At 42.0% G+C, this 19,991-nt stretch carries 30 protein-coding genes; 6 read left to right on the forward strand and 24 right to left on the reverse strand.

Going from position 1 to position 19,991, the window contains the following annotated elements:
- Window position 1 precedes the first annotated feature (1 nt).
- The 18 genes from rplN to WKT11_RS01095 all read right to left on the reverse strand — a co-directional run bounded on the left by rplN (window position 2) and on the right by WKT11_RS01095 (window position 11,498).
- Window positions 2-370 carry a 50S ribosomal protein L14 gene (gene rplN / locus WKT11_RS01010; RefSeq protein ID WP_008707265.1) on the reverse strand — a complete coding sequence of 123 codons (369 nt, stop codon included), beginning with the start codon at window positions 368-370 and terminating at the stop codon, window positions 2-4.
- A 13-nt stretch (window positions 371-383) separates the two neighbouring features.
- The gene (gene rpsQ / locus WKT11_RS01015) at window positions 384-638 is read right to left on the reverse strand and encodes a 30S ribosomal protein S17 (protein ID WP_008707264.1); all 255 of its coding nucleotides are present in this window, start codon (window positions 636-638) and stop codon (window positions 384-386) included.
- Window positions 639-653: 15 nt separating this feature from the next.
- Window positions 654-863: a 50S ribosomal protein L29 gene (rpmC, locus tag WKT11_RS01020; protein ID WP_020994114.1), complete on the reverse strand. Its 210-nt coding sequence runs from the start codon at window positions 861-863 to the stop codon at window positions 654-656.
- A complete protein-coding gene (gene rplP / locus WKT11_RS01025) occupies window positions 853-1,290 on the reverse strand; it encodes a 50S ribosomal protein L16 (RefSeq protein ID WP_008707261.1) in 438 nt (145 codons plus the stop codon). Before rplP ends, rpmC begins: the two co-directional genes overlap by 11 nt.
- The gene (rpsC, locus tag WKT11_RS01030) at window positions 1,290-1,946 is read right to left on the reverse strand and encodes a 30S ribosomal protein S3 (protein ID WP_117675254.1); all 657 of its coding nucleotides are present in this window, start codon (window positions 1,944-1,946) and stop codon (window positions 1,290-1,292) included. Before rpsC ends, rplP begins: the two co-directional genes overlap by 1 nt.
- Before the next feature lie 11 nt (window positions 1,947-1,957).
- On the reverse strand, window positions 1,958-2,347 hold the full coding sequence (gene rplV / locus WKT11_RS01035; RefSeq protein WP_008707257.1) for a 50S ribosomal protein L22: 390 nt from the start codon (window positions 2,345-2,347) through the stop codon (window positions 1,958-1,960).
- 88 nt (window positions 2,348-2,435) lie between these two features.
- Window positions 2,436-2,717 carry a 30S ribosomal protein S19 gene (gene rpsS / locus WKT11_RS01040; RefSeq protein WP_008707255.1) on the reverse strand — a complete coding sequence of 94 codons (282 nt, stop codon included), beginning with the start codon at window positions 2,715-2,717 and terminating at the stop codon, window positions 2,436-2,438.
- 15 nt (window positions 2,718-2,732) lie between these two features.
- The gene (gene rplB, locus WKT11_RS01045) at window positions 2,733-3,578 is read right to left on the reverse strand and encodes a 50S ribosomal protein L2 (protein WP_008707253.1); all 846 of its coding nucleotides are present in this window, start codon (window positions 3,576-3,578) and stop codon (window positions 2,733-2,735) included.
- 61 nt (window positions 3,579-3,639) lie between these two features.
- Window positions 3,640-3,939 (reverse strand): 50S ribosomal protein L23, encoded by a 300-nt coding sequence (gene rplW, locus WKT11_RS01050; protein WP_117675256.1) that lies wholly within the window; start codon window positions 3,937-3,939, stop codon window positions 3,640-3,642.
- A complete protein-coding gene (gene rplD, locus WKT11_RS01055; protein WP_008707249.1) occupies window positions 3,939-4,559 on the reverse strand; it encodes a 50S ribosomal protein L4 in 621 nt (206 codons plus the stop codon). The genes rplW and rplD overlap by 1 nt, the downstream gene beginning before the upstream one ends.
- 21 nt (window positions 4,560-4,580) lie before the next feature.
- Entirely contained in the window at window positions 4,581-5,213 is a 633-nt protein-coding gene (gene rplC, locus WKT11_RS01060; protein ID WP_008707247.1) for a 50S ribosomal protein L3, read from the reverse strand.
- Window positions 5,214-5,392: 179 nt separating this feature from the next.
- Window positions 5,393-5,710: a 30S ribosomal protein S10 gene (rpsJ, locus tag WKT11_RS01065; RefSeq protein ID WP_008707245.1), complete on the reverse strand. Its 318-nt coding sequence runs from the start codon at window positions 5,708-5,710 to the stop codon at window positions 5,393-5,395.
- Between the two features lie 535 nt (window positions 5,711-6,245).
- On the reverse strand, window positions 6,246-7,394 hold the full coding sequence (locus tag WKT11_RS01070; RefSeq protein ID WP_118609305.1) for a hypothetical protein: 1,149 nt from the start codon (window positions 7,392-7,394) through the stop codon (window positions 6,246-6,248).
- A gap of 184 nt (window positions 7,395-7,578) precedes the next feature.
- Window positions 7,579-7,833 carry an HPr family phosphocarrier protein gene (locus WKT11_RS01075; protein ID WP_117675260.1) on the reverse strand — a complete coding sequence of 85 codons (255 nt, stop codon included), beginning with the start codon at window positions 7,831-7,833 and terminating at the stop codon, window positions 7,579-7,581.
- Window positions 7,830-8,789, reverse strand: coding sequence for a DNA-binding protein WhiA (gene whiA, locus WKT11_RS01080; RefSeq protein ID WP_118410872.1), 960 nt, complete (start codon window positions 8,787-8,789; stop codon window positions 7,830-7,832). The genes WKT11_RS01075 and whiA overlap by 4 nt, the downstream gene beginning before the upstream one ends.
- A gap of 10 nt (window positions 8,790-8,799) precedes the next feature.
- Complete coding sequence (rapZ, locus tag WKT11_RS01085; protein WP_118410873.1) at window positions 8,800-9,687, reverse strand: RNase adapter RapZ; 888 nt, start codon at window positions 9,685-9,687, stop codon at window positions 8,800-8,802.
- A gap of 91 nt (window positions 9,688-9,778) precedes the next feature.
- Entirely contained in the window at window positions 9,779-10,729 is a 951-nt protein-coding gene (gene murB, locus WKT11_RS01090) for a UDP-N-acetylmuramate dehydrogenase (protein WP_117675315.1), read from the reverse strand.
- 64 nt (window positions 10,730-10,793) lie between these two features.
- Window positions 10,794-11,498, reverse strand: a complete 705-nt coding sequence (locus WKT11_RS01095; RefSeq protein WP_117675264.1) for a tRNA threonylcarbamoyladenosine dehydratase — start codon at window positions 11,496-11,498, stop codon at window positions 10,794-10,796.
- 166 nt (window positions 11,499-11,664) lie between these two features.
- On the opposite strand from WKT11_RS01095, the gene WKT11_RS01100 reads away from it, so the two are divergent.
- The 6 genes from WKT11_RS01100 to WKT11_RS01125 all read left to right on the forward strand — a co-directional run bounded on the left by WKT11_RS01100 (window position 11,665) and on the right by WKT11_RS01125 (window position 15,379).
- Window positions 11,665-12,084, forward strand: coding sequence for a stage V sporulation protein AB (locus tag WKT11_RS01100; protein WP_117675266.1), 420 nt, complete (start codon window positions 11,665-11,667; stop codon window positions 12,082-12,084).
- Between the two features lie 45 nt (window positions 12,085-12,129).
- A complete protein-coding gene (locus WKT11_RS01105) occupies window positions 12,130-12,594 on the forward strand; it encodes a SpoVA/SpoVAEb family sporulation membrane protein (protein WP_117675268.1) in 465 nt (154 codons plus the stop codon).
- Between the two features lie 143 nt (window positions 12,595-12,737).
- Entirely contained in the window at window positions 12,738-13,820 is a 1,083-nt protein-coding gene (locus tag WKT11_RS01110; protein WP_117675269.1) for a stage V sporulation protein AD, read from the forward strand.
- A 17-nt stretch (window positions 13,821-13,837) separates the two neighbouring features.
- A complete protein-coding gene (locus tag WKT11_RS01115) occupies window positions 13,838-14,194 on the forward strand; it encodes a SpoVA/SpoVAEb family sporulation membrane protein (RefSeq protein WP_117675272.1) in 357 nt (118 codons plus the stop codon).
- Window positions 14,195-14,200: 6 nt separating this feature from the next.
- Window positions 14,201-14,815 (forward strand): stage V sporulation protein AA, encoded by a 615-nt coding sequence (locus tag WKT11_RS01120; RefSeq protein ID WP_117675273.1) that lies wholly within the window; start codon window positions 14,201-14,203, stop codon window positions 14,813-14,815.
- A gap of 66 nt (window positions 14,816-14,881) precedes the next feature.
- Window positions 14,882-15,379 (forward strand): QueT transporter family protein, encoded by a 498-nt coding sequence (locus WKT11_RS01125; protein WP_117675275.1) that lies wholly within the window; start codon window positions 14,882-14,884, stop codon window positions 15,377-15,379.
- A gap of 152 nt (window positions 15,380-15,531) precedes the next feature.
- On the opposite strand, the gene WKT11_RS01130 is transcribed toward WKT11_RS01125, so the two are convergent.
- The 6 genes from WKT11_RS01130 to WKT11_RS01155 form a co-directional block, all read right to left on the reverse strand.
- Window positions 15,532-16,245 (reverse strand): SigF/SigG family RNA polymerase sporulation sigma factor, encoded by a 714-nt coding sequence (locus tag WKT11_RS01130; protein WP_242986741.1) that lies wholly within the window; start codon window positions 16,243-16,245, stop codon window positions 15,532-15,534.
- 2 nt (window positions 16,246-16,247) lie between these two features.
- Window positions 16,248-16,673 (reverse strand): anti-sigma F factor, encoded by a 426-nt coding sequence (gene spoIIAB / locus WKT11_RS01135; RefSeq protein ID WP_117675279.1) that lies wholly within the window; start codon window positions 16,671-16,673, stop codon window positions 16,248-16,250.
- Window positions 16,674-16,706: 33 nt separating this feature from the next.
- The gene (locus WKT11_RS01140) at window positions 16,707-17,012 is read right to left on the reverse strand and encodes an anti-sigma factor antagonist (protein WP_117675281.1); all 306 of its coding nucleotides are present in this window, start codon (window positions 17,010-17,012) and stop codon (window positions 16,707-16,709) included.
- Between the two features lie 115 nt (window positions 17,013-17,127).
- Window positions 17,128-18,522, reverse strand: a complete 1,395-nt coding sequence (locus WKT11_RS01145) for a tetratricopeptide repeat protein (RefSeq protein ID WP_117675283.1) — start codon at window positions 18,520-18,522, stop codon at window positions 17,128-17,130.
- A 10-nt stretch (window positions 18,523-18,532) separates the two neighbouring features.
- On the reverse strand, window positions 18,533-18,685 hold the full coding sequence (locus tag WKT11_RS01150; RefSeq protein WP_181977667.1) for a hypothetical protein: 153 nt from the start codon (window positions 18,683-18,685) through the stop codon (window positions 18,533-18,535).
- Window positions 18,682-19,980, reverse strand: coding sequence for a bifunctional folylpolyglutamate synthase/dihydrofolate synthase (locus tag WKT11_RS01155; RefSeq protein ID WP_340281819.1), 1,299 nt, complete (start codon window positions 19,978-19,980; stop codon window positions 18,682-18,684). Before WKT11_RS01155 ends, WKT11_RS01150 begins: the two co-directional genes overlap by 4 nt.
- Between the last annotated feature and the right edge of the window lie 11 nt (window positions 19,981-19,991).

Consider the following 19,991-nt stretch of genomic DNA (forward strand, 5'->3'; position numbering starts at 1 on the left):
CCTATAATACTTCCGGAGCTAAGGAAACGATCTTCATGAATTTCTTCTCACGAAGTTCTCTGGCAACTGGTCCAAAGATACGTGTTCCTCTCGGAGTTAAGTCGTCTTTAATGATTACGGCAGCATTTTCATCGAAACGGATGTAAGATCCGTCTTTACGACGAGCGCCTTTTTTAGTTCTAACTACAACAGCTTTTACAACGTCACCTTTTTTAACAACGCCGCCTGGTGTTGCATCTTTAACAGTAGCAACGATTGTATCGCCAATGCTTGCATATCTTCTTGTAGAGCCGCCCATAACACGAATACAAAGGATTTCTTTTGCACCAGTGTTGTCGGCAACTTTCAGTCTAGTTTCCTGCTGGATCATACTGGTCTCCTCCTTATTTAACTTTCTCTACGATTTCAACCAGTCTCCATCTTTTATCTTTGGATAACGGTCTGGTTTCCATAACTTTTACGGTATCACCGATATTGCACTCATTGTTTTCGTCATGAGCTTTTAATTTATATGTTCTCTTCACGATCTTTTTGTAAAGAGGATGTTTTACATGGTCTTCAATAGCAACTACAATGGTTTTGTCCATCTTATTGCTGACAACCTTACCCACGCGGGTTTTTCTCAGATTTCTTTCCACGATAGTTTCCTCCTATTATTTGGAAGCGTTAGCCTGCTCAGTAATTACTGTCTGGATTCTTGCAATGTTCTTGCGAACCTCTTTAATGCGGCTTGTATTCTCTAATTGATTAGTTGCATTCTGAAATCTCAGATTGAAAAGTTCTTTTTTAGCAGCTACTAATTCTTCATTTAATTCTGCAGCTGATTTTGCCTTTAAATCTTCCACGAATTTATTAATTTTCACTGTTATCACCGCCTTCTAAGTCTGCACGAGAAACGATTTTACATTTACATGGTAACTTGTGCATTGCAAGACGTAATGCTTCACGAGCGATTTCTTCTGAAACGCCTGCAATTTCGAACATTACACGTCCTGGCTTAACAACTGCTACCCAGTATTCAAGGGCACCTTTTCCGGAACCCATTCGTGTTTCTGCTGGTTTCGCTGTTACTGGTTTATCTGGGAAAATCTTAATCCAAACCTGACCACCACGTTTGATATAACGTGTCATAGCAACACGGGCTGCCTCGATCTGATTGGAACGGATCCAACACGGTTCGGTTGCAACAAGTCCGAATTCACCATAATTGATTTTATTACCTCTAAGGGCTTTTCCTCTCATGGAGCCACGGAATTGTTTACGACGTTTTACTCTTTTTGGCATTAACATTATTTATCGCTCCCTTCCTTAGTTCCTTTTGTTGGAAGTACTTCGCCATTGTAGACCCAAGCTTTTACGCCAACTTTGCCGTATGTTGTGTCTGCTTCTGCGAATCCATAGTCAATATCTGCACGAAGTGTCTGAAGCGGAATAGTTCCTTCGCTGTAGAACTCTGTACGAGCCATATCAGCACCGCCAAGACGTCCGGATACGGATGTTTTGATACCTTTTGCTCCGGCCTTCATTGTTCTCTGCATTGTAGATTTCATAGCACGTCTGAAAGAGATACGGTTCTCAAGCTGTAAAGCAATATTCTCAGCTACTAACTGAGCGTCTCTGTCTGGTCTCTTTACTTCTTTGATATCTACGATAAGTTTTTTGTCTGTGAATTTCTTTAATTCAGCTTTAACTTTTTCGATCTCAGCGCCGCCTTTACCGATTACGATACCAGGTTTAGCTGTGTAGATGATGATCTTAACTCTGTCAGATGCTCTTTCGATTTCGATTTTGGAAACACCTGCGCTGTATAATTTCTTTTTAAGGAATGTTCTGATGTTGTAGTCTTCTACCAGGTAATCAGCGAAGTCTGCATCAGCATACCATCTTGAATCCCAATCCTTGATAACACCGACTCTAAGGCCATGTGGGTTAACTTTCTGTCCCATGCTTTTCCTCCTTATCTTTCATCCAGCACGATGGTGATATGGCTTGTTCTCTTTTCGATTCTGTAAGCTCTACCCTGTGCTCTTGGCTGAATTCTCTTCATTGTAGGTCCTTTATCTGCATAGCAGGCTGCAACGTAGAGGTTGTCTGCATTCATTCCGTTGTTATTTTCAGCATTTGCAATTGCTGACTCAAGAAGTTTCTTGATAACGCTGGAAGCGTATCTTGGGTTGTATGTTAAGATACCAAGTGCTGTCTGCACATCTTTACCGCGGATTACATCTAACACGTAGCAGGCTTTCTGAACAGAAATTCTTGCGTAAGATAATTTTGCAGACGGTCTTGTCTCTCTATTACTCTCATTTCTGGCTCTTTTTATCTGGCTTCTATGTCCCTTTGCCATTTTAAAGTGCCTCCTTTCCTTTTTCTCTCAATATCAGGTTAACCTGTCCGCTGTCTCATGGGCAGCAGACAGAATATAAAGTCAAATACTAGCGAACACCGGATTTCTTTTCGTCTTTTCCGTGTCCTCTGTAGGTTCTGGTTGCAACGAACTCACCGAGCTTGTGGCCAACCATATCTTCTGTTACATATACCGGCACGTGTTTTCTTCCGTCATGGACAGCGATTGTGTGTCCTACGAAGGACGGGAAGATTGTAGAACGGCGTGACCAGGTTTTGATAACGGATTTGTCATTTGCAGCGTTTAATGCGTCTACTTTTTTAAGTAAGCTGGCATCTGCAAAAGGTCCTTTTTTCAGTGAACGAGACATGCTTAATCCTCCTTATTATTTCGATAATGCTTTTCCATCGCGTCTTCTTACGATGAGCTTGTTGGACGGTTTGTTTTTCTTTCTTGTCTTCAGACCAAGAGCAGGTTTTCCCCATGGAGTGCATGGACCTGGACGACCGATACCGGTCTTTCCTTCACCACCACCATGTGGATGGTCATTCGGGTTCATTACGGAACCACGAACAGTAGGTCTGATACCCATGTTACGTTTACGTCCGGCTTTACCGATGTTAATCAGGTTGTGATCTCCGTTTCCGACAACGCCTACAGATGCGCGGCATACGATCGGAACCATTCTCATTTCACCAGATGGCAGACGCAGTGTTGCGTATTTGCCTTCTTTAGCCATTAACTGAGCGCCGTTTCCAGCAGAACGAACCATCTGTCCGCCCTTTCCAGGATGAAGCTCAATGTTGTGTACCATAGTACCAACCGGGATAAGCTCTAATGGTAAGCAGTTACCAACACGAACTTCTGCATCAGCTCCGTTCATAACTTTCTGACCTACTTTTAAGCCTTCCGGTGCAAGGATATATGCTTTCTCGCCATCTACATAAGAGATAAGAGCGATGTTTGCTGTTCTGTTTGGATCATACTCGATGGAAACTACTGTTGCAGGGATTCCATCTTTTCTTCTCTTGAAGTCGATGATTCTGTATTTTCTTCTGCTTCCGCCTCCGCGGTGTCTAACTGTGATCTTACCCTGGTTGTTACGTCCAGCGTTTTTCTTTAAAGACACGGTAAGAGATTTCTCTGGTGTAGATTTTGTGATCTCTGAGAAATCGGAACCAGTCATATGTCTTCTAGACGGTGTATATGGGTTATAACTTTTGATTCCCATTTTTGTTCTCCTTTCAAATTTGTCCTCACGCTTTTGAATGCGTATAATCGCTATCTGTTAATTAAAGTCCTTCGAAGATTTCGATTTCTTTGCTGTCTTCTGTCAGAGCTACGATAGCTTTTTTGGTTTTAGCAGTTGTTCCAACTGTCATACCACGGCGTTTTTTCTTTCCATCCATATTCATGGTGTTAACGCTCTTTACTTTTGTTCCTTCGAACATTTTCTCTACAGCTTCTTTGATCTGAGATTTGTTTGCTTCTGGATGAACTAAGAAAGTGTATTTCTTTTCAGCCATTGCATTCATAGATTTTTCTGTAATCACTGGTTTCTTGATTACGTCATAGTACTTGATATCAGCCATTATGCATATACCTCCTCGATGGATGCTACAGCATCTTTGGTTACGATTACGGTGTTGTGGTTCATAACATCGTATACGTTGATAGTACTTGGAGTTGCAGTCTGAACATCAGTGATGTTTCTTGCGGAAAGGATTACGTTCTTGTCATCTGTTGCTGTGATAACCAGAGCTTTCTCAGCTTTCAGATTTGTAAGAACTTTCTGCATTTCCTTTGTCTTAACATCTGCTAATGTAAGAGCATCAACAACTACTAATTTATTGTCCTGAACTTTGGAAGTCAGAGCAGATTTTAAAGCAGCTCTTCTTTCTTTCTTGTTCATTTTTACTTCATAATCTCTTGGTACCGGAGCGAATACAACACCGCCGCCAGTCCACTGTGGTGCACGGATGGAACCCTGTCTAGCATGACCTGTTCCTTTCTGTCTCCACGGTTTTCTTCCGCCGCCGCTTACTTCAGAACGTGTTTTAGCTTTCTGAGTACCCTGGCGATTATTTGCAAGCTGACGAACAACAGCAAGGTGAACAAGATGCTCATTGACTTCTACGCCGAATACTGCATCATTCAGTTCCATTGTTCCAACTTCGTTGCCTTCCATATTATAAACAGTTACGTTTGCCATTTGTGTGCTCCTCCTTTCTTATTATAAGGACTTTACTGTCTCTTTGATTGTTACCAAAGATTTCTTAGGTCCTGGAACAGCACCTTTAACTAACAGTAAGTTATTTTCTGTATCTACGCGTACGATCTCAAGGTTCTGTACAGTAACCTGAACATTTCCCATATGACCTGGCATGTGTTTTCCTTTGAATACCTTGCTCGGATCAGAACAAGCACCATTGGAACCTGCATGACGGTGATATTTGGAACCATGAGCCATAGGTCCTCTTGACTGACCATGTCTCTTGATCGCACCCTGGAAACCTTTACCTTTGGAAACAGCTGTTGCATCAATGTGATCGCCGTCTGCAAAGATATCAGCTTTAATTTCCTGTCCTACTGTATATTCAGCAGCGTTATCAAATCTGAACTCTTTAACGAATCTCTTTACTGCAACGCCAGCTTTGTCAAAGTGTCCTTTTTCCGGTTTGTTAACAAGGCTTTCTCTGATGTCTCCGAATCCAACCTGAACTGCTTCGTATCCATCGTTCTCTTCTGTCTTAACCTGAGTTACGACACAAGGGCCAGCCTGTAAAACTGTTACCGGAATCAACTGGCCGTCTTCATTGAAGATCTGAGTCATTCCGACTTTAGTAGCTAAAATAGCTTTCTTCATTCTTTCTTCCTCCTTATAGCGGATTACCGATTACCGGCAATCATATAGTAAATAGCTTAATGCTTATAGCATTATCATAGTTGAGACACCATCGTCACTAAATTTGTTCTCGCTCATTAAGTGTCGAGGTGGGCTTTCTCACTAAATTCGCATTACATACTCATTAAGTGTTCAATGCCTTATTTAGTCTTCATTTTGATATCGATGTTAACACCTGCTGGCATTTCCAGTCTTGACAGAGCATCTACTGTCTTCTGTGTTGGTGTAAGGATATCGATCAGTCTCTTATGAGTTCTCTGTTCGAACTGTTCTCTGGAATCTTTGTATTTATGAACGGCTCTTAAGATTGTAACAACCTCTTTCTTAGTTGGAAGTGGAACCGGTCCGCTTACCATTGCTCCGTTCTTTTTAACAGTTTCGATGATTTTTGCTGCTGATGCATCTACTAACTGATGATCATAAGCCTTTAATGTGATTCTCATTACCTGATTTGCCATAAAAAAAGTCTCCTCCTATTCGTACTTTTCAAGCAGTACGACAAGCGGCGACTGTACACATCTCCGTGTGTGTCTTTCGAATTCTTACCACACACGCCATCCCTGGATGGTCTTCTGAACTTGTACAGTGACTTGTCGTCAGTTTTCAAACTTGACATTCGCTCCACGGAAAACCTGCCATCTCTGTGGCAGCAACCTCGCGCTTCATTGCTATCAATGTCACAACAATTGAGAGTATACACGACCTCTCAGAAAAATGCAAGTGTTTTTTTCATTTTTTTATTATTTTTTTGTATTTGATTCCGTACAATATTTTTAAGACTTTTTATCCATCATATATGATGTTTCTATATAATTATATTTAGTCAAGCGGATATTCGCAATCCGCTTCGCTACGTAGCTCTACGTAGAACGAACAGTAACCATTAACTCCGATCCTTACAGCTATAATCATCAATATTAATATAGAAAGAACGTGTTTCTTCTATATTATAATAGGAAGAAACACGTTCCATTATTATTTCATTCTTCTGTTTTATTTCTCCAGTGTCTGCCCTTCTGCTCTGACAGGCTTCTCATCTGCAATGATATCAGAATAATCAAACAATGTGACCTTTGTCACATCATCTCTCACGATATCCGGGGCATCGCCCTGATTCTTTGCACTCTCTGCGATCTGCGCAGCTGACCATGACGGAATTACCATTCGTTTGATTTCTACAGGTTTCTCTTCATCTGCTTCTTCCTCTTTCTCTACAGGCTTTCTGTCAGAAGCGCTCATCATCTGTTTGAGCTGTTCTTTTACCTGTGGCACGATCACCTCAGTTTTTCCGGAAATAACTTCCCGCTGCGCCTGTGGTTGCTGCACCACTGGCTGCACTGGTTTTTCAGTTTTGAGTTGCTCATCTGCGGTAGCCGCTGCAATCTCTTTTTTAAGAAGTTCATGTGCTTCGCTTGTAGCTGCCTGTACTGCTGTTGGCTGTTCTGGCTGTGTCGGTTCCAGATCGTCTTCATAGATCTCATCTACAAAGCCACCTGTCTTAATTTTCTTTCTCTCCGGCGCTTTTCCCTTCTTACGTGCACGTTCTTCTTTCTTTATCTGACGTTCTTCTTCTTTGTAGCGTTTTTCTCTTGCTTTCTCTTCTTTCTTAAGTTCCTTTTTGCTCTTGACATAACCTGGTTCTGTATCTGTGTCATCATAATCATCCTGTGGTTCTTTCTTCAAAAGCTCAGCAACTATGTAAAGGATGATAAGGAAAAGAACAGCAAGTCCAAGAATAATAAGACCTTCTATACTCTCTGTAGCAGTCAGAAGATATCCTACATATCCAATCGTGATAACAACCTTCGGAATATACTTCTTTACTTCAACAGTAATAGGTTCTGCATCCTTATCTGTAGAATCTACCACTTTAAAAATATTATTCTTTTTATCCATCTCTGTGATCATATATCGATATGCTTTAGAATCACTCTGATAAAGAATAAAATCGCCTACAGCTGCTTCTGAAGCTTTCGCTGGGATTGCATAAGTAACGGATCCTATCGGCAGGTTTGTCTCCTTGCCGGAATCATCCATGATTTCTGTTGTGATTCCAAAGAACGGCGGAACTGCCAGACCAACAACACAGACAATGGTGCATATCACTATAAAATGTACAATAAATTTCAGAAATTTTGACATCTGTTACGCTCCTCATTTTTATTCTTTCGCATAACTGTTCAACACTTCGCAGTTATCTTTTTGCTCATTATAACCTGTTTTTTTCGTACGGTCAACTTATAATCACCCATAATACGACAAAACACACCCGGAAAGCGGTCTTCCCTTCCGGATGTGTCCGATATTCTGAGAAATCATTTTGAGATTACTGATTACTTAAATACTCCTCAATGCTTGTCATAGCAGCCGCTTCATCATCACCATTTGCAGATAATGTAATTTCTTCTCCCGCATCAAGTCCAAGAGTCATCATGCCCATAATGCTCTTTGCGTTCACGCGTTTCTTTCCAATCTCTACATAAATCTCACTGTTAAACTGGCTTGCAACCTGCACCAGCTGTGCTACCGGACGTGCTTCCAGACCTGTGGATAAATTAATGGTGATTGGTTTTTTGATCATAATAATTCTCCTCCTTGTTTCTCCCGCAGTTCGTCAGCCATTGCACTCAGCTTTCTCAAGCGGTGATTGACTCCCGATTTGCCCACCTGTGGGCTCAACATCATTCCTAATTCTTTTAATGTAGCTTCCGGATATTGCATCCGGAGTTCTGCAATCTGTGCAAGCCCCTCATTAAGCTGTTCAAATCCCATTCTTTGCTGAATCAGCCTGATGTCCTCTATCTGCTTGACAGCTGCATTTACTGTTTTATTAATATTCGCAGTCTCACAGTTAACTTTTCTGTTTACAGAATTTCTCATTTCTTTCAGTATACGGATGTTCTCCAGGTCCATCAATGCTACGTTAGCTTCCATAACTGCAAGCATATCCACGATCTGCGCACCTTCCTTCACATAGACCACATATGATTTCTTGCGCTGTACGATCTTAGCATCTACTGAAAAACTACGAATGACCACCTGTAACTGTTCTGCCTTTCTTACATCAGGACACACAATTTCAAAATGATACCCTTTCTCCGGATCACTGATTGAACCCGATGCCAGAAAAGCTCCCCTGATAAACGCCCGCTTGCAACAATTCTGCTGTACCAGCAGCATATCCGCCAGCATAAGCGCACCATGGCCGACACTGTCCGCGACAAGCCTTAACGCCTGAAAAATTACCTGGATCTCTTCGGGATCAGATATCTCAATCACATATACCTTTACCCGCTTCAGGTGGCTGTTCTCACGTACAGATACTTCTCTCTCTATATTAAATGTTTTTTGTAATAATGTAAAGCACTTTCTTGCAACTGCTTCATTTTCCGTCTGGATCTTTAATTTGCTCTCCCCTGAAAAATATTCCATTTTTCCACAGGAACACAACATTGCAGCCAGTTCCGCCATTTTACAATGTCTGGCAGATCCAATCTGTCTGAAAAGTTCTTCCTTTACCATCCCCGAAAAAGACATCTCTTCTGTATCATCCTTCCTGTTTTTTTACCAGACGGTCTTTCTCTACATCTCTGTGTTCCAGCCTGAAACCATATTTTGTATTCTTTGAAAGTCTGGAGTATAATTCTCTCGCCAGTGTGACAGAACGATGTTTTCCCCCGGTACATCCAATTGCAATCACAAGATTTGTCTTTCCTTCTTTCACATAATTAGGAATAAGGAAGTTTATCATATCCTCCAGTTTATCTGCAAATGCTCTTGCGGTATCACAGTCCATTACATAATTAAAAACACGTTCATCCAATCCTGTCAGCGGCCTTAATTCATCTATATAATACGGATTCGGCAAAAAACGAACATCAAATACAAGATCCGCATCCGCCGGAATTCCATATTTAAATCCAAATGATAATACAGAAATCATCATATTGCAGAATTCCTGATTATCAACGAATATCCTGTCAATCTCCTGTTTCAGTTCCCTTGTCAGAAGATGGCTGGTATCAATAATGTAGTCTGCTCGCTCTTTCAAAAAACGCATCTTTTCTCTTTCCAACCGAATCCCATCATCAACTCTTCCGCCCATAGCAAGCGGATGACTCCTTCTGGTCTCCTTATATCTCTTAACCAGAACGCTGTCCTGGGCATCCAGAAACAGGATTTCAAAATCATATCCTGCCTTCTTCATTCTGTCCAGAACAACTTCCAGTTCATCTAATGAACGTCCGCTTCTGGCATCGATTCCCAACGCAACATTCTGTACATCTTCTCCATGTATCTCCGGCATCAGTGATGCAAATTTTTCCAGCAAAGGAATCGGAAGATTATCTACGCAAAAATAATTTGCGTCCTCCAGCATTTTTAATGCAGCGGTTTTTCCGGCACCTGATACTCCTGTAACTATTACAAAACGCATTTTTTATCTCCTGTCACCTAATACATCGTTTTCGAAATAACTATACCACTTATCTACACACTCAAATCCGCATTCTGCGTAATCGGTATAGTTATTTACGAAACGATGTACTAATCTGTAAGTCTGTATCTTCGAAATCTCCAAGGAACTTTACTTCCGGTTCAAGAGTCACGCCAAACTGCTCTTTTACTTTATCCTGCACATCCTTAATCAGTCTGCACACATCTGTCGCAGTTGCATTTCCCTTGTTAATCACAAATCCGCAATGCTTCTCTGACACCTGTGCACCACCAGTCTGATATCCACACAGTCCTGCATCCATGATCAGTTTTCCTGCAAAATATCCCTCCGGGCGTTTAAACGTACTTCCTGCGCTCGGATACTCTAAGGGTTGTTTGCTTACTCTCTGCTCTGTCAGCTCTTTCATTCTCGCCTTAATTACTTCCTGTTCTCCCTGTTCCAGAACGATTACTGCGCCAAGCACCAGATATCCTTTTTTCTTAATGATACTTGTACGGTACCCCATTTCCAGTTCTTCCGCCGGAAGTGTAAGAATTTCTCCTTTTTCAGTCATAACGGTTACTTCTTTCAGGATGTCTTTCATCTCACCGCCATAAGCACCCGCATTCATGACAACTGCGCCACCTAATGTTCCCGGGATTCCTCCGGCAAACTCAAAGCCTGTCAGAGATGCATTCTTAGCTGCAGCGGCAATCTGAGATAGCAAAGCGCCCGCCTTTGCACGAATCATATTCCCCTCTGCCGTAATCTCACCATAGTTTCTGTAAAGCTGTATGATTACGCCTCTGTAGCCGGCATCACTTACCAGAAGATTGCTTCCATTTCCCAAAATAAAATATGGCAGTTTTTCATCACTGCATATCTTAATAATCTCCTGCAATTCCTCCTGTGAAGAAGGCAATAAAAAACAATCTGCCGGACCACCAATGCGAAATGTCGTGTGACGGTTCATCGGTTCATTTACCTTGACTTTCTCTTTCCCCAGCAGATCAGTAAATTTCTCTATTATATTCTGATTCATAGATTTCATTCCTCAATCTTTCTATTTTATTATTTTGTCACTGAGAACGAAGTAAACAGTAACATTATTTTTTGTATCTGTGCTTCCTGTCAGATTTTCCAAGCAAATCTTTAACCACCACACCGGCCAGCATCATTCCTGCTGCTCCCGGCATGAAAGAAATACTTCCATGCAGCTGTATATCTGATATTTTCTCTCTCGAGGAAAGCACCTTTACTTTTCGGATTCCTTTTTTACGCAATTTTGTTCTTATCTGTTTCGCTATCGGACACAGAACACTTCTGGAAATATCCACGATCTCCAGTTTTGACGGATCCATCCTGTCGTCTGTACTCATACAGGATATGATTGGCGTTTTACTGATCTTTGCATTCTCAATCAGTAAAAGCTTAGATTCCACAGTATTCATGGCATCTATAATATAATCATAATTTTTCAGATCAAACATTCCGGCTGTTTCATTATTATAAAACGTTTCGTATGTGTGCACCAGAATGCCCTCATCAATATCTCGGATCCTCATCTTGGCAATCTGAACATTACTTTTTCCAACAGTAGATCGCAGCGCATATAACTGTCTGTTAATGTCAGTAACAGACACGATCCCATTATCCACAAGTGTAAGGCTCGCCACACCACATCTGGCCAGCGCCTCGGCAGCAAAAGAACCTGCTCCGCCAAGCCCGAAAACAGCGATTCTTGCTTTGCCAAGTTTATCAGCCCCTGCATCACCAAGCAGCATTTCCATTCTGGAAAAAGCATCCGGCATACAAAAACCTCCTACGAATCAATATCTGTACAGGATATTATACTATTTTTCTCCCCAAAAGTACAGTTCTTCATACATTCTTTAGAATTGATGTATATAATTTTATGATTCCGCCATAATACCTATCACAGGCACAGCAATTCGTCATCTTATTCAGGAGGCAGACATGCTACAGCAGATCTTTCTCGGATTTATCGGACTATGCTCCGGCTTTATCATTGCCGGAGGACTGATCGGGCTTCTGATCGGGCTCTCTATTGTCCCGCGTTATGCAGGCATTACACATACCGCAGACCATATCATGCTATATGAGGACATTACATTATTCGGAACAGAGCTTGGAAATCTGTTCTATCTCTTTCAATGGAACATCCCTGCCGGTACTCCTTTTTTGATTTTGTACGGGCTCTTTTCAGGAATCTTTCTCGGAGGATGGATCATGGCACTTGCAGAAATGGCAGATATTTTTCCCATCTTTGCAAGAAGAATCCGTTTCCAAAAGGGCCTCTCCTTTACCATTTTGTGTGTCGCATTCGGCAAAGCAGTCGGCTCACTGATTTACTATTATAACGGATGGCTTCCATGATTTCCAGATAATTATCATAAAAGAAAGGAGAACATAGAAAATCTTATGTCAGGTAATATTTCAACTCAAAAACAACAAAAGCAGCAAAAACAATATCAGGACTACGTAAAAAAAATCACCCCTGTTCACAGCCTGGGGCTAAATATGTGCAAAGCCTTTTTCACAGGCGGTATCATCTGTGTTCTGGGACAGTTTATCCTAAATTATGCCAAAAGTCTCGGACTTGACAAAGATACTTCCGGTTCCTGGTGTTCCCTTATTCTGATACTGATCAGCGTTATCCTTACCGGTCTTAATCTTTATTCCAAAATCGGAAAATTCGGAGGAGCCGGAGGTCTTGTGCCAATCACCGGGTTTGCCAACTCTGTCGCCGCTTCCGCCATCGAATACAAAGCAGAGGGGCAGGTCTTTGGCATCGGATGCAAGATATTCACCATCGCAGGTCCCGTAATTCTGTATGGAATTTTAAGTTCGTGGATTCTTGGTGTTATTTACTATCTTTTCACATAACTGTTCCATGCTTTTGTAGATACAAAATCAATCAGATATTCGCAATTGAAGCAGGGGACTTACTTGATTTGGTTAAAATATTTTGCGAAACAGACAACTACCGAATATTTATCTTTTCAGATTTATCTCACAGGAGGTTTCATATGAAGAATCAACTAACTCTCGGTACATCCAGTGTCTCATTTAAAAATCCCGTCTTTATCCAAAGCTGTGCCTCGATTGTCGGTCAGAAAGAAGGCGAAGGCCCATTAGGATCCTGTTTCGACAAAGTATGCGAAGATCCCTTGTTCGGTACGGATACATGGGAAGCAGCCGAAAGCACTATGCAAAAGGAAACCGCATTGCTAGCAATCCGGAAAGCCGGTCTGCAGGCATCTGATATCCGTTTTCTTTTCGCCGGTGACCTGCTCGCCCAGACTGTTGCATCTTCTTTCGGAACAGCAGATCTTGGAATTCCGTTTTATGGTCTTTTCGGTGCATGTTCCACTATGGGCGAGTCTCTTTCCCTTGGCTCTTTGTGTGTAGCAGGCGGCTACGGAAAGCATATCCTCTGCGCTACCTCCAGCCATTTTGCCAGCGCAGAAAAGGAATTTCGTTTTCCCCTGGGATATGGAAATCAAAGACCCCTATCTGCTACCTGGACGGTCACTGGTTCCGGAGCCTGTGTACTCGGATACGAACCTCCATCCCGTTCTGCTGCCAAAAACTCCAACTCTCTCCGCCATCAAAATACCTGTGCCGTCATAACAGGAATCACCACCGGCAGACTGGTTGACTTCGGATTTAAGGATTCCTTTAACATGGGCGGATGCATGGCTCCTGCCGCGTGCGATACCATAGCCCAGAATCTAAAAGATTTCAACCGCAAGCCTGAAGATTACGATGCTATTTTCACAGGTGATCTCGGCCTGATAGGTCAGAAAATCCTCTTCGACCTTCTCTTAGAAAAAGGATTTGATATCTCTTCCATACATCAGGACTGCGGCATGTTGATTTATGACTCAGAAACTCAGGACACACATTCCGGCGGCAGCGGATGTGGATGTGCTGCTTCTGTTTTAGCCGGACATATATTACCAGGTATCATAAATAATAACTGGAAACGAATTCTATTTGTCCCCACCGGAGCATTGTTATCAAAAGTAAGTTTCAACGAAGGGGACTCTATTCCCGGAATCGCACATGCCGTTGTTATTGAACAATATAAAGTTCCTGAGATGATGTAAATAGAAGGAGGAAAAACATGGACTATTTTAATGCTTTCTGGACGGGAGGACTCATCTGTGCCCTGGTTCAGATTCTGCTTGACAGGACAAAACTTATGCCTGGCCGTATTATGGTACTTCTGGTCTGCACCGGTTCTGTTTTAAGCGCCATTGGCATTTATCAGCCGTTTGTAGAATTTGCAGGAGCAGGCGCATCTGTTCCTTTGCTCGGATTTGGCAATGTATTGTGGAAAGGAATAAAAGAAGCCATCGATGAAAATGGTCTGATCGGACTTTTTATGGGTGGTTTCACCGCATGTGCGGTCGGTGTCTCCGCAGCTCTTATTTTTTCTTATCTCGCAAGCCTTATTTTCAAGCCGAAAATGAAAGGATGATTTGACATGAGCGATACTCTCTATCTGCAATTAGATCAGAATATCCAGGTAACCCACCCGCATATTTACCTGCAGGACATAGCGAAACTCTCCTGCAGCAACAGCAAAATTTTAAACCGTCTGCGTGTAATGCCTGTAGCAAATCTTGCACCTGATAAACCCGGCCGTTACGTGATGTCTGTCATGGACCTGATCACTGAAATTCAGAAAAAAGAACCAGATCTTGAAATCAATACGATTGGTGAAGAAAACTTTATCATTACATTTAAGAATAAGCCTGGTCCCGGCATCATCTGGCAGTGGTGTAAAATTATTTTCGTCGGTCTGGCTACTTTTTTCGGTGCCGGATTTTCTATTATGACATTTAATAATGACGTAGACGTTGGCAGCCTTTTTGATCAGATTTATACACAGGTTACAGGACAGGTTTCCAATCATTTTACTGTTCTGGAAATCACATATTCCATAGGAATCGGGCTTGGCGTCCTGTTCTTCTTTAATCACTTTGGTCATATGAAGATCACCACCGATCCCACTCCTATGCAGATACAAATGCGCCTGTACGAAGATGATGTCAATAAAACTATCATAGAAGATATTGACCGGATGCAGAAAAAGTGATATACTTTCAGCCGAGTGTTCGAAACCTTCCACTCGTAAAAAAAATACTAAAGGAGATAATTGAATATGAAAAACAAAGGTACACAGTTTCTTGTAGAGGCGGCTGCAATCGGAGCTATTTATGTAGTTCTGACAGTTTTATTTGCACCGCTTAGTTATGGCGAAGTCCAGATCCGCTTTTCTGAGGCACTGACAATTCTGCCATTCTTTACACCAGCTGCAATCCCGGGATTATTTGTCGGATGTATCATCGCCAATCTTTTTGGCGGCGCGATTCCGGTAGATATCATCTTCGGAAGCATTGCAACACTGATCGGTGCTGTATTTACTTACAAGCTTCGCAACTGTAATCGTTTTCTTGCACCGATTCCGCCAATCGTGGCGAACGCAGTCATTGTACCATTCGTACTCCGTTTCGGATACGGAGTGAATCTTCCGATTCCGCTTATGATGCTGACTGTAGGTGTCGGAGAGGTTGTTTCCTGTGCTGTAATAGGACTGATTCTTCAGACAGCTCTTCTGAAATACAAGAATGTAATCTTCAGATCTCAGAGAACCATGTAAGTCATCGAAAGCAACCCAAACCATAACCAATATAACTTAACGTATATACGCAAACACAAAAAGAGTATGCAAAACAAGTGATATTTACCTGCTTATCGGGAAATATCACTTGTTATCTGCATACTCTTTTTCTATTTACCACCTGATATATACTATGTCTGGTCTTTTAATTGTTTTAAAATTCTTTTCTCCATTCTGGATACCTGCACCTGTGAGATTCCCATCTCGGCAGCAATTTCTGTCTGCGTCATATCTTTAAAATATCTCATATATATCAGCTGGCGTTCTCTTGCATCCAGCTTCTTTAATATTTCATCCAGAAAAATACGATTCAACGCAGCATCCTGTCCATTTTCTTTTTCCTGAAGCCTGTCCATAAGCGAAATATCATTTCCATCACCCTGATAGATAATCTTATGCAAAGACTCAACTTCTGCCCCCGATTCCAGTGACATCACCACTTCATCTACAGAAAGCTGTGCACTTTGGGCTATTTCCTCCATTACCGGTTCTCTCCCCAGTTCTTTTTCCAGTTTTTCCCTTGCGCTGTAAATCCTGACACAATTTTCTTTCAGGCTCCTGCTTACTTTTAAGATTCCATCATCCCGAAGATATCTCTTAATCTCACCTGCGATCATCGGTACTGCATAAGTTGAAAATTTCACTTCAAACGAAGCATTAAAATGGTCTACCGCCTTAAGCAGGCCAATACTTCCTATCTGAATAAGATCTTCCATTTCCACCCCGCGCCCGACAAATCTTTTCGCCACACTGTATATCAATCCTGTATTTTCTTCAAACACTGTATCTCTTGCCTTTTTATCCCCCTGTTGCGATTTTGTGATCAAAGCAAGAGTATGATCCATTATTACCTCCCGATTGTTTTTTTCATATGAACCGTTGTTCCATCCCCCACCTGTGATTCCACAGTCACCTCGTCCATAAATGCTTCCATAAAGGTAAATCCCATCCCGGATCTGTCCTTCTCCGGCTTGGTAGTAAACATCGGTTCCATGGCTTTCGAAATATTTTCTATCCCTATTCCTTTATCAATTACATCAACCCATATGACCCGTCCCTGCATTCTGCACCGGACTTCTATTTTCTGCACTTTTCCTTCATAGGCATGAATAATGCAATTTGTAACAGCTTCTGATACCGCAGTTTTCAGATCTGACACCTCTTCCAAAGTAGGGTTTAACTGAGTACAGAAAGCAGCCACAGCTACTCTTGCAAGTCCCTCATTTTCAGGCCTGCTGTCAAATACGATCTTCATTTCATTGGTATTTTCCATAATATCTGCCTACCCCCTTCATCTAAGTACCCATTAACAGATTTCCACAAACTTATATACTCCGGACAAATGCAAAAGCTTCTCAATATAAGAATTCACCCCTGTTGCCTGTATACAGTCACCCCTCATTCCCATCATCCGGTATCTTCCCATGAGCAGTCCGATACCCGAACTGTCCATAAATGTCGTTCCAGAAAAATCAAAGGTAATTGTCCGGATATATTTTTTTCTGATGATCTCATCAGAATCTCTGCGGATCTCATCTGTTACCATATGATCCACTTCTTTTGGCAAATGAATAATCAGACAGTTTCCCTGTATTTCAAATCTGTTTTCCATAAAGCTTCTCCTCTCTATAACGCAAAAGAGATGCATATATTACATGCATCTCTTTTGTATCTTTCCATATTATGATATCAGGGTCAAAAGGTCTTTTGTCCCTAACTTGATATTATCAGTAACCTGCATCGTCATAGGAACTTTCATCATAGTTTTCACTATCATAACTTCCATCATCGGAGCCGTCGTCATAACTTCCGCTATCATAAGAGCTGTCATCATAGGAAGTGTCATCATAATTTCCACTGTCATAAGAACTCGTATCATAGCTTCCTTCATCTGTCACATCCGAAGAAGAATTCCCTGATGTATCTGCACTATCTCCATTGTCATTAACATCTGTACTGTCAGTTCCATCTGCTGATGTACCATCCGTAGTTCCTTCGATTCCAGTCGTTCCCGTACTGTTACAGATAGTATTATAAATTCCCTTCAGATCCGCTGACAGCAGATCCGCATAGACATTCTGAATCTTAAGCGCCGCTTCATCCATATTCTGCTGCTGTAACGCCGCATATGCCTCGATCAGAGCTTCATAACTGCTGCTCTTTTTCTTCTCTTCTTCAATCTGCTTTGATGCCGCTTCTACAGTATCCCCGGACTCCTGCGCCTGACTCTGCGCTTTCGTCAGCTCTGCTCCCTGACTCGACACCGCATCACTATATTTCACGATCTGCTGATTCGCTTCTCTGTATATTCCCTGACGTATCGCAGGAACAGCCAGAAGATAAAACGCCAGTAAGCCTGCCGCAAATCCGGCAATCAGAGTAAAGAACAGAGAAACTCTCGATTTCTCTTTATACTGCGGCGTGCGGATTACCATATCACTCTCACTGCTGTCCACCTGTTTTTTACTTCTTTTATTCTGGCGGTCCAGACGTGTTGATACACCGGTCTGCTCATCAATCTCACTTAAAAATCGAAGCGTCGTTGTATTTGTTTTATCAATCTTCGCAGCTTTCCTTAAAGTCCGCCTTGCCTTGTTATATTCTCCCTCTTTAATCTGCACCAGCGCAAGAAGGTGATAGCCCTTTATCAGTTTTGGATTCTGTGTAAGAATCTTCTTCAGTCTGATAGCCGCCATATCCTCATGACCTTCCCGGCAAAGATTCAACGCATCATTATATTTTCTGATCGTCTCATTGATTGCTTCAAGTTTATTGGAATTCGCCTGCAATTTATTAATATATTCCGATGCCAGATTTCTGGACGGCTGCAGATTCTTGCTGATTACCCATTCACTGAGTGCAGCCACAACTTCTCCTGTCTCAAAATACACCAGTCCAAGAAGATTTCTTGCCTGAATATTATGCTTATTATACATGAGGCTCTGCTTCAGACAGCTGATTGCCCCTGAAAGATCGCGGACACTGGCTTTCTCCAGACCCTCGTTATAGCACTTTCTGGAAAGATAATCTACCTTCTTCTGAATCAGTACATTACATCCACATTTCGGACAGTAATCCAGGTCCTTGTCTACCAGGAACGCACCGCAATTCATACAATTCATGTGTTTCTCCTTATTTTACCCGTCTTCCGCTCTTCGCTTCCCGGAGAACCTCCTGAAGAACATCCAGAATATCTGTCAGTTCTCTGTCATAGATTGCGCCCTCCGCATCTGCCACGTCCAGACATGGTTCAAATTTCTTCAGTTCCTCTTCATAGTCTATCATTTCTTATTTCTCCTGATAATATCTTTAATCTCACCAACAAGATACAGTGAACCCACGCAGAAAAGCATGCCATCTTCTTCCTTTGCTTCTAAAGCTTTGGAAAATGCCTGGTTAATATCCTCCACAGCTTCCACTGATGCAGCTCCTGCCCCTGTAAAAAGTTTTGCGAATCTCTCTGCCGGAACTTCGCGGTATCCGCCTACAGAAGTCACCACCACATGACGAAACCTGATTCTGCTACAGATCGTATGTATCATATCCGTATAGTCTTTATCATCTACCGCTGAGAAAAGTAACGTCAACGGACATTCTTTCTGGAAATGTTCCGCTGTTTCCACAAATTTCTCTACTCCATCTTCATTATGCGCACCGTCCACGATCACGCCAGGAAGTACTGTTTCCATTCTTCCCTGCCAGCGTGTTCTGGCTATTCCCTCATGAATCTTATCCACAGACACAGGAATCACACCCTGCAAAACTTCTATTGTCTTCAGGGCAAGCGCACTGTTCATTACCTGATATTTCGCAATAAACGGAATTGAGAAAACTGTATCCCCATAATACTTATTTCGGAATGAAAAATCAATGCCTGACGAAGTATTTCTGATAATTTCCGTATCTGTTCTCTTTACCTCATAAGCCGGACTTCCCATTTCTTTCGCCTTTGCAGAAATCACTTCCGCTGCATCCGGATCATTTCCATCATAGATTACCGGAACACCAGAAACAATAATTCCCGCCTTCTCTCCTGCGATCTTGGCAACTGTGTCACCCAGATACTGCATATGATCCAGACTGATAGAAGTAATGACACATGCAACCGGATTCTCCACCGCAGTCGTTGCATCCATTCTGCCGCCAAGGCCTGTTTCCAGAGTTACATAATCCACTCCTGCCTCTGCAAAAATCACCATTCCCATCAGAAACAGCATTTCAAAATAAGTCGGATGATAGCTTCCCTCTGCAACCAGTTCATCTGCAAGTGCTTTTACTTTCTCAAAAGCTTTCAGAAATGTATCATTGTCAATATTTACTTCATTGATCTGGAATCTCTCATTGATCTCAACCAGATGAGGAGAAGTAAACAATCCGCAGGAGTAACCCGCTTCCCTGAGAATAGATGTCAGGAATGCACAGGTACTTCCTTTTCCATTTGTTCCCGCCACATGGATAACTTTAAATTTATCCTGTGGATTTCCAAGTCTTCTTAAACATTCTTTCGTGTGATCCAGACTGTTTTTCTTTGTAAATTTCGGAGTTTCATCAATATAAGCAACTGCTTCTTCGTAATTCATAAAAAATTCCA

Source organism: Blautia sp. HCN-1074 (assembly GCF_037890165.1).
Lineage (GTDB): Bacteria > Bacillota > Clostridia > Lachnospirales > Lachnospiraceae > Blautia_A.